General features: G+C 42.6%; 11 protein-coding genes. 8 read left to right on the plus strand and 3 right to left on the minus strand.

Annotated features, from left to right (window positions below; all coding sequences use genetic code 11):
* Window positions 1-34 precede the first annotated feature (34 nt).
* The 6 genes from NK987_RS20795 (at window position 35) to NK987_RS20820 (ending at window position 8,233) form a co-directional block, all read left to right on the plus strand.
* Window positions 35-1,483 carry a porin gene (locus tag NK987_RS20795; protein WP_259265422.1) on the plus strand — a complete coding sequence of 483 codons (1,449 nt, stop codon included), beginning with the start codon at window positions 35-37 and terminating at the stop codon, window positions 1,481-1,483.
* A gap of 3 nt (window positions 1,484-1,486) precedes the next feature.
* A complete protein-coding gene (locus NK987_RS20800; protein WP_258424045.1) occupies window positions 1,487-1,750 on the plus strand; it encodes a DUF4212 domain-containing protein in 264 nt (87 codons plus the stop codon).
* 23 nt (window positions 1,751-1,773) lie between these two features.
* A complete protein-coding gene (locus NK987_RS20805; protein ID WP_258424046.1) occupies window positions 1,774-3,459 on the plus strand; it encodes a sodium:solute symporter family protein in 1,686 nt (561 codons plus the stop codon).
* Between the two features lie 95 nt (window positions 3,460-3,554).
* The gene (gene acs, locus NK987_RS20810) at window positions 3,555-5,447 is read left to right on the plus strand and encodes an acetate--CoA ligase (protein ID WP_258424047.1); all 1,893 of its coding nucleotides are present in this window, start codon (window positions 3,555-3,557) and stop codon (window positions 5,445-5,447) included.
* A gap of 163 nt (window positions 5,448-5,610) precedes the next feature.
* Window positions 5,611-7,557: a DUF294 nucleotidyltransferase-like domain-containing protein gene (locus tag NK987_RS20815; protein ID WP_259265423.1), complete on the plus strand. Its 1,947-nt coding sequence runs from the start codon at window positions 5,611-5,613 to the stop codon at window positions 7,555-7,557.
* A gap of 1 nt (window position 7,558) precedes the next feature.
* Complete coding sequence (locus NK987_RS20820; RefSeq protein WP_259265424.1) at window positions 7,559-8,233, plus strand: 3'-5' exonuclease; 675 nt, start codon at window positions 7,559-7,561, stop codon at window positions 8,231-8,233.
* Window positions 8,234-8,329: 96 nt separating this feature from the next.
* On the opposite strand, the gene NK987_RS20825 is transcribed toward NK987_RS20820, so the two are convergent.
* Both NK987_RS20825 and NK987_RS20830 read right to left on the minus strand, forming a co-directional pair.
* On the minus strand, window positions 8,330-8,632 hold the full coding sequence (locus tag NK987_RS20825) for a DUF6922 domain-containing protein (protein ID WP_259265425.1): 303 nt from the start codon (window positions 8,630-8,632) through the stop codon (window positions 8,330-8,332).
* 110 nt (window positions 8,633-8,742) lie between these two features.
* Window positions 8,743-10,140: a DUF4403 family protein gene (locus NK987_RS20830; RefSeq protein ID WP_259265426.1), complete on the minus strand. Its 1,398-nt coding sequence runs from the start codon at window positions 10,138-10,140 to the stop codon at window positions 8,743-8,745.
* Window positions 10,141-10,321: 181 nt separating this feature from the next.
* Between NK987_RS20830 and ytxJ the strand changes: the two genes are divergently transcribed.
* Complete coding sequence (gene ytxJ, locus NK987_RS20835) at window positions 10,322-10,657, plus strand: bacillithiol system redox-active protein YtxJ (RefSeq protein WP_259265427.1); 336 nt, start codon at window positions 10,322-10,324, stop codon at window positions 10,655-10,657.
* A 133-nt stretch (window positions 10,658-10,790) separates the two neighbouring features.
* Here the strand turns inward: ytxJ and NK987_RS20840 are convergent, their stop codons facing one another.
* Window positions 10,791-11,495, minus strand: a complete 705-nt coding sequence (locus NK987_RS20840) for a lysoplasmalogenase (protein WP_259265428.1) — start codon at window positions 11,493-11,495, stop codon at window positions 10,791-10,793.
* 359 nt (window positions 11,496-11,854) lie between these two features.
* Here NK987_RS20840 and NK987_RS20845 point away from each other — a divergent pair, with 359 nt between their 5' ends.
* The gene (locus tag NK987_RS20845) at window positions 11,855-15,106 is read left to right on the plus strand and encodes a TonB-dependent receptor (RefSeq protein WP_259265429.1); all 3,252 of its coding nucleotides are present in this window, start codon (window positions 11,855-11,857) and stop codon (window positions 15,104-15,106) included.
* The last annotated feature ends 910 nt before the right edge of the window (window positions 15,107-16,016 follow it).

Here is a 16,016-nt window from a genome sequence, read left to right on the forward strand (position 1 = left end):
TTACTGAGTTTGACTTAGCTGCCATTACCTGCCGATGAAACCCGCCTATTGTGCTTTGGTTTGTTTTGTATTCATTCAAATGTCTTTTGAGGCAGTTGGACAGGATTCGGCACAGGTAGCCTACAATTCCGCCTTGGAAGATGCCAACAAAATCGATAATAGGTATAAACCTTTGGTTTGGAACCTTGATTCAGATGGCAGCAGGTATTTCAGGTTGATTTTGTGGAATCAGATTTGGGCAAAGGCTACCGAAACCAATCCCGGCACTTTGGGGGTGGATGGCAATCCAAAAAACAAAACAGTGGATATCGGCATCCGAAGGGCAAGGATTTTGGCCTATGCGCAGGTCTCTCCTAAAATTTTGTTTTTGGCTCATTTTGGTATCAACAACCAAACTTTCACCAACGGAGGCGTTCCCGGTGGTGGCAATTCCGGAAATGCCGGAAATATTCCTGTCACAGTAGACCCGGTCACAGGAATTGGAAACAATGCCGGGACTTCTGCCAAAAAGCCACAGATGTTCCTCCACGATGTCTGGACAGAGTTTAAAGTTAGTAATGGCTTTTTTATGGGAATGGGGCTGCACTATTGGAATGGTATCTCAAGACTCAGCAGTCAGGGAACATTGAATATGCTCACCCTGGATGCGCCGATTTTCAACTGGCCCTTGATCGAAATGACAGATCAGTTTGCGAGGCAGTTTGGAGTGTATGCCAAAGGGCAGTTGGGAAAATGGGATTATAGAGTGGCGGTCAACAAACCTTTTTCTGTGGGCGAAGGAGGCATCTTCGAAAGTTCCCGTAACAGACCTGTGGCGGCCAATATCGTCAATGACAACTGGGCGACACAAGGCTATATCGCTTACCAGTTTTTTGAAAAAGAAAACAACAAGCTTCCCTTTTTTGTAGGTTCCTACCTTGGGTCCAAAAAAGTCTTTAACATCGGTGGCGGATGGCACCATCATCCGAAAGCAACAAGTTCTCAAAATCAATCCGGCCAAATCCAAAAACATGACATTGCTTTGTGGAGCATTGACAGCTTTTTGGATTTACCTCTTAGGAAGAGCAAAGGTACAGCCATAACAGTCTATGCAGTGTATTACACCTATGACTTTGGCCCAAATTATCTTCGGAATATCGGCATCATGAATGTCGGACAAGGTAGCGGAAGCACCCAAAACGGAACAGGAAATGCCCAACCTACCATCGGAACAGGAAATGTTTTTTACCTTCAGACTGGTTTTTTGCTTCCGGGTAATATGTTGGGAAGAAATGGAAAACTGCAACCCTTTGGTACTTTGACCCATAAGGATTTTGAGTATTTTGACACGGGAAGCTGGCAATATGACCTCGGCATGAATTATTTCCTGAACGGGCATCAGGCCAAAATATCATTACAATATAGCAATAGGCCTATCTTTGAAAATTACCAAAAAAGCAGCTCAGCCGGAGAATTTATACTTCAAACCCATATTTACCTATAAAACATGCTTGACAACAAACAAAAAATGAAAGCTTATTGGAAAAAGAATCTCCAAACACTCTTTTTCCTTTTATTGGTTTGGTTTACGGTTTCTTTTGGATTTGGAATCCTCTTGGTCGAACAACTGAACAATTTCAAATTCGGAGGATTCAAACTGGGATTTTGGTTTGCGCAGCAGGGATCTATCTATGCCTTTGTGATCCTGATATTCGTCTATGTCTACCGGATGAACAAGCTGGACAAGGAATTTGATGTCAATGAAAAATAAAACACCCAAAACCCAACCAAACTATGGAAATTTTAACCTGGACATACATCCTTGTCGGACTTTCATTTGCGATTTATATAGGTATCGCCATCTGGACACGTGCCGGATCTACCAAAGAATTTTACGTTGCAGGGGGTGGAGTCTCCCCACTTGCCAATGGCATGGCTACAGCTGCTGATTGGATGTCTGCGGCATCTTTTATCTCTATGGCCGGCATCATTTCCTTTTCGGGATATGACGGTTCGGTTTACTTGATGGGCTGGACTGGAGGATACGTTTTACTTGCATTGCTTTTGGCTCCCTACTTAAGAAAATTCGGAAAATTCACCGTTCCTGATTTTGTAGGCGATAGGTATTATTCCAACAAAGCGAGAGTTGTCGCTGTCGTTTGCGCACTGTTTATTTCCTTCACCTATGTGGCAGGTCAAATGCGGGGAGTGGGAATCGTTTTCTCCCGATATCTTGAAGTGGACATCAATACCGGAGTAATCATCGGGATGTGTATCGTTTTTTTCTATGCCGTTTTGGGAGGAATGAAAGGGATCACCTATACACAAGTGGCCCAATACTGTGTATTGATTTTCGCTTATATGGTTCCGGCTATTTTCGTCTCTATGCAGTTGACAGGAAATCCAATTCCGCAATTGGGCTTAGGAGGAACTGTTGCTGACGGGACCCCTCTCTTGGACAAACTAGATGGCGTATTGACGGAGTTGGGATTTGCGGCATACACTTCAGGAAGGAAAGAGATGGTAGACATGCTCGCCATCACACTTGCATTGATGGTCGGCACAGCTGGACTTCCCCATGTGATTGTCAGGTTTTTTACGGTACCAAGGGTCAAGGACGCAAGGTTATCCGCAGGATATGCATTGGTTTTTATCGCTATTTTGTATACCACTGCCCCAGCAGTAGCAGCATTTGGAATTTACAATGCCATCGATACAGTTGCGGAAAAGCCTGTTGACAACCTTCCTGAATGGGTCGGGAACTGGCAAAAAACCAACCTCATTGTCGTAGAGGATAAAAACGGTGATGGTATCGTGCAGTATGTGGCAGACAAGAAAACCAATGAACTTACCATCGACAAGGACATCATGGTATTGGCAAATCCTGAGATCGCCCAACTTCCAAATTGGGTTGTCGGCCTTGTGGCAGCCGGTGCGATGGCAGCGGCACTTTCAACAGCGGCAGGCCTATTACTTGTGATTTCAACTTCAGTTTCAAGGGATCTTTTTAGAACTTTCAGACCTGAAATGTCTGAGAAAAAAGAACTACGAATCGCTAGGATCGCGGCAGGAGGTGCTGTGGTATTGGCTGGGTACTTTGGTGTAAATCCTCCAGGATTTGTGGCTGAGGTGGTTGCTTTTGCCTTTGGGTTGGCGGCAGCTTCATTTTTCCCGGTCATCATTATGGGGATTTTCTCCTCCAGGATCAACAAAGAAGGAGCAATTACCGGAATGGTTTCAGGATTGGTATTTACGATGGCTTATATTATTTACTTCAAATTCATCAGTCCTGAAATGAATAATGCCGGACATTGGTGGTTTGGAATTTCACCGGAAGGAATCGGTTCATTGGGCATGCTACTCAATTTTGTGGTTTGCTATGTTGTGTCAAAAGCAACCCCGGCCCCACCACAGCATGTGCAGGATATGATCGAGGAAATCAGGATTCCAAGAGGTGCCGGTGGTGCGGTGGAGCATTGAAATTTTGGTGAAACCCCAATTATTACACAAAAATTGAGTTTGTTAAAGGAGACTTCGTTAATTTTCAACCAACAATAACCAAAATACATACAATCATGAGTGATAGGATACATACCTTGAGTGGGTACTTCTATGAATACCAAAAGTCTGTTACCGAACCGGAAAATTTCTGGGCTAGAATCGCAGACTCTTTTCACTGGAAAAAGAGATGGGACAAGGTGCTCAAATGGGATTTTGAAGGCCCAAATGTCAAATGGTTTGTCAACGGTAAACTGAATATCACTGAAAATATTTTCGAGAAAAACCTTTTTGCCTACGGCGACAGGACCGCGATCATCTGGGAACCAAGCGAACCCGGCGAAGAGGTCAGGAAGATTACTTACAAAGAATTGTACCATCAGGTTTGTCAGTTTTCCAACGCACTCAAATCAAAAGGCATCCAAAAAGGTGACCGGGTAATCATCTATATGCCGATGATTCCAGAAGCAGCCATTGCCATGCTTGCCTGTGCGAGGATCGGTGCGATTCATTCAGTGGTTTTTGCGGGATTCAGTGCCAATGCCCTTACAGACAGAATCCATGATAGCGGTGCAAAAGCGATTTTGACCTCAGACGGAAATTACCGCGGCAATAAAAAAATAGGCATCAAAGCCATCGTAGATGATGCTTTGGAAAAAGCCTCAGTTGAAACCGTGATCGTCTGCAAGCGTACCGGTCAGGATATTAGCATGAAAGAAGGTAGGGATTATTGGTGGCATGAGGTCATCGAAGGTGAAAAGGACAGCAACGTTGCCGAAACCATGGACAGCGAAGATCCGCTTTTTATCCTTTATACATCTGGTTCTACCGGCAAGCCGAAAGGTGTGGTTCACAGCACTGCGGGGTATATGGTGTATACCAAATATTCCTTTGAAAATGTGTTCCAATATTCACCCGGAGATGTGTATTGGTGTACAGCAGATATCGGTTGGATTACCGGACATTCTTACATAGTATATGGGCCATTATTGGCCGGCGCGACGACGTTGATGTTTGAAGGTGTGCCTACTTATCCTGACCCAGGAAGGTTTTGGGCAGTTATCGAAAAGCATCAGGTCAATCAATTCTACACCGCTCCAACAGCCATCAGGGCATTGCAGGCTTATGGTACAGACCCCATTGCTCCTTACAATCTGGATTCATTGAAGGTATTGGGTTCTGTAGGCGAACCGATCAACGAGGAAGCTTGGAGGTGGTACTACAACCATATCGGACAATCCCGTTGTCCGATCGTGGATACTTGGTGGCAGACTGAGACTGGCGGTATTTTGGTTTCGCCGATTGCAGGCATTACCCCTACCAAGCCTGCTTTTGCCACTTTGCCTCTTCCAGGCATCCAATTGGCCATTGTCGATCCTGAAGGAAATGAATTGACTGGAAATTCAGTGGAAGGAAATCTATGTGTCAAATTCCCTTGGCCATCCATGATACGTACCTTATGGGGAGACCATGACCGCTGCAAACAGACGTACTTCTCAACTTACAAAGGTATGTACTTTACCGGTGACGGCGTCAAAAGAGACCATGACGGTTACTACCGAATCCTCGGTCGGGTCGATGACGTGATCAATGTTTCCGGGCACAGAATGGGAACAGCTGAAGTAGAAAACGCCATCAACGAACATCCTTTGGTCATCGAATCTGCAGTAGTCGGATATCCACACGATGTCAAAGGACAGGGCATCTACGCCTATGTGATCTGCGACATGTCGCATAGAACTGAAGAAAACCTCATCAACGAAATCAAGGAAACTGTCAGCAAGATCATCGGTCCGATAGCCAAACCTGACAAAATCCAGATTGTATCGGGATTGCCCAAGACACGTTCCGGAAAAATCATGCGTAGAATACTCCGCAAGGTTGCGGAAGGAAGTACGGACAATATGGGCGATACCTCTACACTGCTCGATCCGGATGTGGTCACGAAGATTATTGAAGGAAGAAAGTAAAATAAGACTTGAGATGTGAGACTTAGGACATGTGATTGGATCGATTAACAAATTAGATTTCAATTTCCTGATGGAATCTCTTTGATTAAACCAAATAAAGTCTCACATCTTGTGTTTCATGTCTTGTGTCTGATATGTGTCTCAAGTCTTGAATTTAGAATAAATGGCCAACGTCATCGTCAACCGCGTCAAGGAATTCCTCAAAAGGTTTCCTCCTTTCACTTTTCTCAATGATGCTTCATTGGGATTGGTGGCAAAGGGCGTGGAGGTCAAATATTTTGCACAAGAAGAATATTTATTCAAACAGGGAGATCCTGCCCAGGATTTCTTTTTTGTGCTGAAAGAAGGTTCGGTCCAACTCACTGAAAGTAAGGAAGGGCAAGACCGTGTAGTCGAGGTCTGTGACGAAGGAGATGTGTTTGGAGTTTTAGCTTTGCTAGGCAAAAGACCCTATATCCTAAATGCCCGAGCCATTGAAGACAGTTTGATTTATGCGGTTCCCGTGGCCATTTTTGAAAAAATCCTGAACGAAAACAGCAGAGTAAGTCTCTATTTTGCCGCAGGATTTGCATCGGGGCAGGTAGTAGTCAGAACGGACCTTTCCCAATCACAAAAAGCAAGAAGGGATTTCACAGAATTGTCCAAGGACAATGGATTGATGATTTTCAGCGGACAGTCGGATCTGAATTTTTCTATAGATGTCCTGACTTGTCCAAAAGGAACTCCAATCTCAAAGGCTGTAGAAAAAATGGCGGAAAAAGGCGTCGGGTCCATCGTGATTGTGGACCATAACCATTTTCCTCTAGGAATAATCACTGATAAGGATATACGGAATAAGCTCGTTGCCCAACAAAAAAGCTATGAAACCCCTGTAGAAGATTTGATGTCAGCTCCTGTCTTGACCAAAAGAAAGGATGCAGGTTTTGCTGAACTTTACCTTACCATGATCAAAAACAGGCTTCACCACCTGATTTTCACTGAGGATGGCAGCCTTGAAAGCAAAGTGACAGGGATCCTTTCTGACCATGATATTTTACTTTCGCAAGGAAACAGCCCAGCAGTATTGATCAATGCCCTGATGAATACTTGGGAGGTGTCTGAAATGTCCAAAATCCGAAACAGGGCGGAAATGCTTTTGAAGTATTACCTGGAAAATGAGGTGGCGATGGATTTTGTGGCAAACATCATTTCTGAAATCAACGACATCATCATCCAGCGTGCTGTCCAATTGGCAGTCAAAAAACACAGCCCAAACCATCTCGAGGCTTCAAAAGTAAAATTCTGCTTTTTGTCCATGGGAAGCGAAGGCCGTGAAGAGCAACTCCTCAGAACGGATTTGGACAATTCCATTGTATTTGAAGATGTGCCTGAAGAAAAAATTGAAGATACCAAAGCGTACCTACTCCTGATCGCACAGGAAGTAATTGAGACATTGTTTGCCTGTGGATTTCAGGCCTGCCCGGCTGATATGATGGCTAACAACCCCAAATGGTGTCAGCCGCTATCAGTGTGGAAATCCTACTTTTCGGATTGGATCCTCAGCCCAAACCAACAGGCATTGCTTAACGCCACCATATTCTTTGATTACAGACCTGTATTTGGTCATAAAAAACTAGCCGACGAACTCACAGCTCATATCTATCAGGAAGTTGCAGACCGAACCATTTTTCTGAATTTCCTCGCCAAAAATGCTTTGCTCAATCCCCCTCCATTGGGGTTTTTCAGGAATTTCCTTGTCGAAAAATCCGGGGAGCAAAAAGACAAATTTGACATCAAGCTCCGCGCGATGATGCCATTGGCAGACATCGCAAGGTTATTGGTACTCAGTCATCGGGTAGTGGGGATCAACAATACTTTCAAGCGGTTTGAGAAACTGTCCGAGCTAGAACCAAACTATACCGAACTCCTGATTGAAGCAGGAAAAGCTTATGAAATCCTGATGCGGATGAGGGCGATCGAAGGTTTGAAATCCGGGAATTCGGGAAGGTATATCCATCCTGAGGACTTGGGAAAACTTCAACGTCAGATGCTGAAAAATACTTTTGCTCCCATCGATGAGCTGCAGAAGATCATACGGATCCGCTTTCAACTCGACTTTTTTACAGGCTGATATGAAATGGCTCGATTTTTTATTGGGAAAGAAAACACCGAAATCTACATTCGTGGAAGAATACGAATCGGGTTTTGATAAAAAAATTCCTGCTTTGCGGGCTATATCACAGCTTTCATTTGTGGTGCTCGACACTGAGACCACGGGCTTCAATCCAAAAATCGATAATGTCGTTTCTTTTGGCGCGATCAAACTCAAAGGATATACTTTGCAAGTAGCAAACAGCATGGAAAGGTATCTTGATGCACCGGTCCAAAACAGGGAATCAGTAAAAGTCCATGAGATTTTGTATCCCATAGAAACGTCCCCTTTGAAGGATTTTGGAAAGGATTTGTTGGAATATATAGGTTCAGACATCATCGTGGGCCACCATATCGGTTTTGACTTAGCCATGTTGGAAAAAACTTTGAAGCCTTTTGGATTTAAAAAATTCCTGAACCCTGTGATTGACACCAAATACCTTGCGATGCGTTTGGAGAAAGGTCCTCACTTTGACACTAAGTCAGCAAAACAGGAGGAATACTCCTTGGATGCGGTCTGCGAACGCTTTGGAATAGAATTGGCGGACCGCCATACTGCTGCAGGAGATGCATTTCTGACAGCACAGTTTCTGATGAAACTACTCAAAATCGCAGAAATAAAAGGGATCAAGGATTTTGGAGGATTGATAAGGTAGGGAGAAGCATGGTTATGTGGAATCTTGACAGCTTGAAAAACTGTTTAAAAAAATGAATCACAAAACTCTGAAGTTCAGGAACGGTCATCAGTTCCTCTAGTAAGGAAAAAGTTCCGGGTTCGACTGTCTCAATTCGTAACATCTAAAAGCAGTTATAGGTTGGTCAATAACGGCAGCAGTTAAATACATGGTTATTTCAGGTAAAAATTTGGCATTTAACAATGCAGAAGAAACTTTCTCATCACCATAATACCTTCTACAATTCCTGATGTCATCTACGTCTCCCCGCTCAAAAACCCGTTCGATGATGAAGTTGGGTTTGGCATCATAGTCCAACTTATCAAAGTTCACATCCCAAAAAATGGGTCTATGAAATATTGGTTTTGGTTTTTCTGACATAATATTTAAAATGATTATTTATTACAATCCAATTTAAAGTTAAAATCGGAATTATTCATCTATGAAAATTCAACCAAAAAGTGGAATTCTGATTGTCTCATGTCTTGAATCTATTTCACTTCCTTCAACTTTACTTCCATCTGCCCTGTTGACTTGAGGTAAATCCTTACGTCTTCCTCCGTATTGTAGATTCCCTGTACATCCAAAGTTGGATTTTTGACCTGAAAGGTTGCAAAGCCGGTCTCAAATTTTCCCTGCTTTTCCATCTCCTTTCTTGCCTCACTGAGGAAATCACCGACAGGATAGTTTGCCAGTTTCTTGATCTGATTCATGATTTTCCTCTTCTTCAGCCTGATACCGATATTGGCCATACCATTGTCTGATTTGACATCAAACTCAGCTTCATCAAACCGGAGGGATTCAGTCGTTGAGTCGAAGACAGGCTTGCCTGCAAAATACATCTTGCCTTTGATATCCTTTTTTCCCATTCGGATGCCGGTAAAATCCATCAACAACAAAGTCTTGTCTCCGTATTTTTGGGTTTTTAGATCAGTGGGAACTATCTCCGTCTTGCTGTCGATTTTGATTATTTTGCCTGACATTTCCTTGTTCAGATAGCCATCCAAATCCTCATAGCGTAAAATCAGGGGCAATATCAATTCGAGTTCGTTTGCCTTATTCTCATTGACATCAATATTGGGCAATGGGGATTTTGGAACTTTTGGTTTCGAACCGACTTTGGACATCATCTCTCCTTCCAATCCAACATAAAGGTTCAATTTTTGATCTGTCGTGATCTCCTCAGTCAATTTCAATTTGGTTGGAATACTGTAAAAATGGACTTCCAAACCTTGCTGGGTCATGGTATAAGGCTTAGAAAAAATATCCCAGGTCTCTTGTGCCATGCTTTTGAAATCAAAACGGCTGAGGTTGGCAGCAGACAACTGATTGTCGAGCACGGTTTGAAGCTGGCTTTTGACCACTTTATCAAGATCTATCTCGAATCCCAACAGATTGTATTTCATAGAGCGGCCCCAATTTTCTATTTCAAGGTTTTTGATGCCAAGTTCCCAATTGCTTTCGATTTCAGGGTCAAAGCTGATTTCGGGACTGACATTTTCATTAAAGGGGAAGTTTGTGGACAATATCTGCCCAAAAACCTTCTTTTCAATCTTCAGGTCTCCTTTGAGGTTCATGGGAATTTTGACCCGAAGCGTATTGTTTTCCAAGCCTGTCAGCACAATTTTGCCGGTTCTGGTCACATCAATATCGGTGGTAAGTCCGCTGCCGATGGGCAATCCATTTTCTGCAAACAACTTGCTGTTCCAATCTTGGTTGAGGTTATTTTCAATAAAAGAAAGTGGAATCTCTATAGGAACATTGGCCTTGGAGATGGCTTGTGGTAGTTCTATCCCTGAAGAAGCCGGGGGATGATCTGGCTTGATGGTCTTGCAGGAAGAAAATGTGATGGATAAAATGAAAATGGGGAGAATATATTTTGAAAACATATAAAATGAGAGAATCCGGATTTCGGTTTTAAGTCAAGAACTGTGGTATTCAGAACAAGCAAGAACCCTGCCTTTATACAAAAGAACGTTTTGCCTGAAAGGTAGCAAATGTGGAAATCTTGAAGGAACTAATTTCCATTCAAATTACTTTAGGTTTTGAAAGTTTAATAAAATTTAAGACATGGATTGGAATATACTGGAAAACTTATCTCAACTGGAGGAGATCAAGCAAAAAAGCGGAGAGAAACCTGTGCTGATTTTCAAGCATTCAACAAGGTGTTCTATCAGCGGTATGGCATGGGACAGGTTAAAGAGAAATTGGAAAAAAGAAGATTCTGAAAAAGTAACTCCTTATTTTTTGGATTTGATCCGTCATCGGGAAATCTCCAATCAGATCGAAAAGGAATTCAGCGTGTACCATGAATCTCCCCAAGTTATTATTGTCAAATCAGGAAAAGCGGTATATGACAACAGCCATATGGGAATCAGCTATGCGGATATCATGGGGAGGGTTTAAGCTAAGACCAATCATAAATTAATATTCAAGGAAAAAGACAAAACAGATGTCTAATCTTGACTTATTAGATATTGATTGATACTGGATATTATTTGATACTAAAAGCGGTCCGCTTACCATCTTGAAATTTTTTTTATTTGTGAATGGTTTTGGGTAGATGGTCTAAATGCGCCAAAATCCCCCTGACGATCAGGAATTGGGCGATGATATAAGTCCCCATAACAATCACCCCTGACTCGGGGAAAGGTTTGAAAAACATGTTTATGGCCAACACCCCATCAGAAACCATGAAAAACATTCCTCCTAGAAATACCTGCCAAAAACTGACTGGGTTTGTCTTTTTGTAGCGCTCCCTTGCAGTGGTTACCATCATGACTATAACAATAAGGTAAATTACCACAGGGATTTTCATGGGGCCGAGTCCGGGATTGATCAGGAAATAAACAATGGCTGCCAAAATGTAAATAGGGAGGTTGACAAAGAAGAGGTGGATAAAGTTGACCTTACCTATCGCAAAGGGATTCGTCTGCGCAATCTTGAATCCAATGATATAACAGATATGGGCCATCAGAAAAGCACCCAATCCATAGAGGAACAAGTCCGGAAACATCAGGAGGACATCTCCCAACCACGAAAATATCAAAGCAGCACTGATGCTTTTTCTTAAAATTGTTCCTTTGATATTTTTACTGGAAAAAATAAAGAATCCCCATAAAGCAATTAAAATCAATGGCTTGGTAAAAATCCTAGAGGAAAACTCTCCATTTGCTGTGAAAACAATGTCAATAATTCCTGCAAAAAGGAATAAATAAAGCCAAAGTATGTTTTTGCTTTTCATAGGAATCAGAATTTTTCATTGTCAAATATAGCCAAGTTATATACTTATGTTCTGAACTTTTGTATAAATACCTATTCTGACAGAGAAGTAATGATTTGGTAACATTGTATTTAAAGGTAAACAAACGGCGTGTCCAAAATGACGTGAACTGCACTAATTTGCAACGAAATACAAAAAGCTGGTTAAAAATAAAACAACCTTTGGATTTTAATGTTAGGAATTTGTTAAGTAAACTTGTGAAAATTTGTTAAAACTTAACAATTTCAAAAAAAAATCCTTGCCCATCTCCCATACATTTGTATCGGAAAATAACCAGCTCCAAATATTTTAATTTCAATTTCCCACAAAAAACAAAAATTATGAGGCAATCATTACTAAAAAGTTTATTTGCGTTAATCATGCTTGTACTCGCTACAGGTGTTGCTTATCCGCAAGGGGTATCCACCTCCAGTATGTCTGGTAGGGTAGTAGACAACAGCGGGGAAACTCTTCCCGGTGCCAATGTCGTGGCAACACACATGCCTTCCGGTACAAGGTATGGTGCAGTGACCAACATAGACGGTAGGTATACCATCCCAGGTATGAGGGTTGGTGGACCTTATTCTGTTACGGTATCTTTTATCGGTTTTGAAACTCAGACTGTTGAAGGTGTATTCTTGAGTTTGGGTATTGCTGCCAACGTCAATGTCACCATGTTGGGTGATGGCGAGGAACTTGCTGAAGTAGTGGTTACAGGCGATAAAAATGCGGTATTTAGTTCCGACAGAACAGGTGCTACAACGGCAATCGGAAACGAGACTATCAACAAACTTCCGACGATCTCCCGTAGGATCAATGACTTCACAAGATTGACTCCGCAAGCAAACGGAAGTTCTTTTGGTGGTCAGGACAGCAGGTTGAACAACATCACTGTAGATGGTTCTTATTTCAACAACTCTTTTGGACTTGGAAGCCAGCCGGGTGACAGAACAGGTGTATCTCCAATCTCTTTGGATGCGATTGACCAAATTTCTGTAAACGTGGCTCCTTATGATGTTAGACAAGGTAACTTTACCGGTGCCGGTGTCAACACTGTAACAAGAAGTGGTACCAACACATTTACAGGTTCTGCTTATTACTTTTGGAGAGGAAGTGACAATGTCGGTACCCAAGCGGGCGACAACAGCTTTGATCCGGGAGAGTTCAAATACAGACAGGTAGGTTTTAGATTGGGCGGTCCAATCATCAAAAACAAATTGTTCTTCTTTGCTTCATTTGAAGATGATAAAGAAACAACTCCAGGAACAAACTTCGTTGCCAACAGTGGCAGTGATCCTATCACAGGTAACACCACGAGAGTTTTGGCTTCAGACCTCAATACTTTGAGTTCCTATTTGAGAAATAACTTCGGTTATGAAACAGGACCTTACCAAGGATATGACCACTCTACTATTGCAACCAAATTCTTGGCTAAAATAGATTACAACATCAATGACAAGAACAAATTGAGTGTAAGGTATAACCACCTTGATTCTTCCACTGATGTTTTGGCATCAGGTTCTTCTTCACTTGGTTTTGGTGGCAGAAGCAGAAACTTGAATGCTTTGAATTTCCAAAACACCAACTACATCATTTTCGAAAATATCCGTTCAATTGTAGCTGAATTGAATACAAGGCTTTCTCCTACTATGACCAACAGCTTGATCGTGGGTTATACCTATCAGGATGAAAGCAGGGGTTCAAGAGGAGATTTCTTCCCTATGGTAGATATTTTGGAGGATAATGCTACATACACCACATTCGGATTTGAACCATTCACTCCAAGCAATGAGTTGAGATACAAAACTTTCCAGATCCAGGACAACCTTCAGATCTTCAAAGGAAAACATACCATCACTACAGGTTTCAGCTTGGAAAGATATGAGTCTGAAAACGTATTCTTCCCTGGTTCACAGTCAGCTTATGTGTATAATTCTTTAGAAGATTTCTATGCAGATGCTGATGCTTACCTTGCAGGGACAACCCCAACTTCTACAGTAAGGAGGTTCCAAGTGAGATATTCCAATATTCCAGGTCAAGAAAAACCAGTACAGCCATTGAAAGTAACTTATGGTGGTATCTACGGACAGGATGAAATTCAGGTCAACAAAGACTTCTTGGTTACAGTTGGTTTGAGAATTGACGTTCCATTCTTCGCAGAGACAGGTTTCAGAAATCAAGAGGTGGAAGGATTCAACTTCCGTAATCCAGCAGGTGAGACTATCAAAGTCAGAACTGACAAACTTCCTGATGCCAATATCCTTTGGTCTCCAAGAGTTGGATTCAACTATGACCTCAGCGATGGCGCAAGAACTACCCAAGTAAGGGGTGGTACAGGTGTATTCACAGGACGTCCTGCATATGTTTGGATTTCTAACCAAGTTGGAAATAACGGTATCTTGACAGGTTTTGACAGATTTGACAATACTACAACCAGACCTTTCAACCCTGATCCTGATTTCTATAAGCCTTCTACAGTTACAGGTGCACCTGCTGCCAATTATGAATTGGCTTTGACTGAACCTACTTTCAAATTCCCTCAGATCTGGAGAACTAACGTGGCGATTGACCACAGACTTCCAGGTGGAATCATCGCCACTGCCGAATTCCTTTATAACAAAGATGTAAACGGTGTATCTTATTACAATGCCAACCTTGCTCCTGCAAACGGAAGTTTTACAGGTCCTGACGGCAGAGACAGATGGGTAGGTGGAAACGCTGCAACAAGAATCAACAGTAAAATTGACAACGCTGTAACTTTGGGTAACCAAGCAATCGGTAATTCTTGGGTCGCATCTATTTCCTTGGAAAAACCATTTGCAAACGGCTTATACCTGAAAGGTTTCTATAGCTACGGCGAAGCAAAAAACACAATTGATGCAGGTTCTATTGCTTTCGGTTCTTGGAACAACAACCAACACCAAGGTGATCCAAACAACCCAGGTTTGGGCTTTTCTGCCAACTCTATGGGACATAGAGTAGTAGCAGTAGCTAACTATTCTGTTGACTTGTTTTCCTTTGGTACTACCTCTTTCTCCCTATTCTGGGAAGGAAGAACTATCGGAAACGCTAGCTATGTATATGGCGGTGATTTCAACGGTGACGGTGGCTTCTCCAATGACTTGCTTTATATCCCTGCAAATGCCAACGAAACCAACTTCGTACAGTTTACTTCCTCAGGTAGAACATTCACTCCTGCTGAACAAGCTGCTGCTTGGGAATCATTTATCCAACAAGACAAGTATTTGAGCGCCAATAGAGGACAAATCGCCGAAAGAGGTGCTGTATTCCTTCCAATGGTATACAGGGCTGACTTCAGTGCTTCACAAACTTTGTTGACCACAAGTAAAAAGCAAAACCTTGAGTTCAGGGTAGATATCCTAAACGTAGGTAACTTGTTGAATTCAAATTGGGGTGTAGGTCAGTTTATGACTTCAACTTCTCCGCTTGTTCCTGCAGGTGTAGATGCCAACAACAGACCTCAATTCAGATTCAGAAACCTTGGAAATACTCTAATCTCTGATTCTTTCACCCCATCTGCCGGTGCAGGTGACGTGTGGAGATTACAGTTCGGTTTGAGATTCAATTTCTAATCAAACTCATTTCATAATTCAAGAGGCATCCTTTTCGGGATGCCTCTTTTTTTTTTGGTCCTGACCGAAACACAATCAAGATAAGGTCCTTCCCAAGTGGGAGGGGGTACTTCAGGAGTACCCCCTCCCACTTCATTACCCCATCGTTGGACCTTTTTGCTCCGACGTTTCACCTTTTTGCTCGGACGTTGAGCCTTTTTTCTCGGACGTTGCGCCTTTTTACTCAAACGTTGGAGCTTTTTGCTCGGACGTTGGGCCTATTTGCTCGAACGTTGCGCCTTTTTACTCGGACGATGGACCTTTTTGCTCGGACTTTGGTCCTATTTGGTCGGAAGTTGGACCTTTTTGCTTCGATGGTGGGCCTTTTTGCTCGGACGTTGCACCTTTTTGCTCAAATGGTGGACCTTTTTGCTCGGATGTCCCACCTTTTTACTCGGACGTTGAGTCTTTTTGCTCAAGTAAATGATAATAATCCCGCTTGGGGTTTTGGAAGAATCAAAACCTGAAGATTTCCCACCATTTCGGTAATGGAGATTCTCCAACTTACGAAATCCGTGACCGAAATACCGTTAAAACCGCCTTTTTATCTATGGGCTGCGGTGCATGGAGATTTGAAAAAGTATGGAATCAGGTAATGCACCTTACCCATGGCTACAAATATTTCGCTCCGCCGCGGCGGACTTAATGTCGAAGAGCTAGTTTGAAATTTTTTTTTAGAAAAATCTTAATTTGGAACACGAGCGGGTAGGAAGATCCGTAGCGGCGGACCGGGCCGGCGTGGCATTGCGCGGGGGAGGATTAAAATTTCTTGCCTCCCGATAGCTACCTTAGATTTGAACAGTTGTATTAAACCAAGAACGGTGGTATAATTGAAAACCTGTCAGCGATCCATCGATAGCCTTAGGAGAGA

Source organism: Aquiflexum gelatinilyticum (genome assembly GCF_024813435.1).
GTDB lineage: Bacteria > Bacteroidota > Bacteroidia > Cytophagales > Cyclobacteriaceae > Cognataquiflexum > Cognataquiflexum gelatinilyticum.

What these genes read in the sequence shown, in the direction of transcription:
- ytxJ (WP_259265427.1), top strand. Translation starts at nt 10,322, where the DNA reads ATGGATTGGAATATACTGGAAAACTTATCTCAACTGGAGGAGATCAAG.
- NK987_RS20795 (WP_259265422.1), top strand. Translation starts at nt 35, where the DNA reads ATGAAACCCGCCTATTGTGCTTTGGTTTGTTTTGTATTCATTCAAATG.
- NK987_RS20815 (WP_259265423.1), top strand. Translation starts at nt 5,611, where the DNA reads ATGGCCAACGTCATCGTCAACCGCGTCAAGGAATTCCTCAAAAGGTTT.
- NK987_RS20820 (WP_259265424.1), top strand. Translation starts at nt 7,559, where the DNA reads ATGAAATGGCTCGATTTTTTATTGGGAAAGAAAACACCGAAATCTACA.
- NK987_RS20805 (WP_258424046.1), top strand. Translation starts at nt 1,774, where the DNA reads ATGGAAATTTTAACCTGGACATACATCCTTGTCGGACTTTCATTTGCG.
- acs (WP_258424047.1), top strand. Translation starts at nt 3,555, where the DNA reads ATGAGTGATAGGATACATACCTTGAGTGGGTACTTCTATGAATACCAA.
- NK987_RS20830 (WP_259265426.1), bottom strand. Translation starts at nt 10,140, where the DNA reads ATGTTTTCAAAATATATTCTCCCCATTTTCATTTTATCCATCACATTT.
- NK987_RS20800 (WP_258424045.1), top strand. Translation starts at nt 1,487, where the DNA reads ATGCTTGACAACAAACAAAAAATGAAAGCTTATTGGAAAAAGAATCTC.
- NK987_RS20840 (WP_259265428.1), bottom strand. Translation starts at nt 11,495, where the DNA reads ATGAAAAGCAAAAACATACTTTGGCTTTATTTATTCCTTTTTGCAGGA.
- NK987_RS20845 (WP_259265429.1), top strand. Translation starts at nt 11,855, where the DNA reads ATGAGGCAATCATTACTAAAAAGTTTATTTGCGTTAATCATGCTTGTA.
- NK987_RS20825 (WP_259265425.1), bottom strand. Translation starts at nt 8,632, where the DNA reads ATGTCAGAAAAACCAAAACCAATATTTCATAGACCCATTTTTTGGGAT.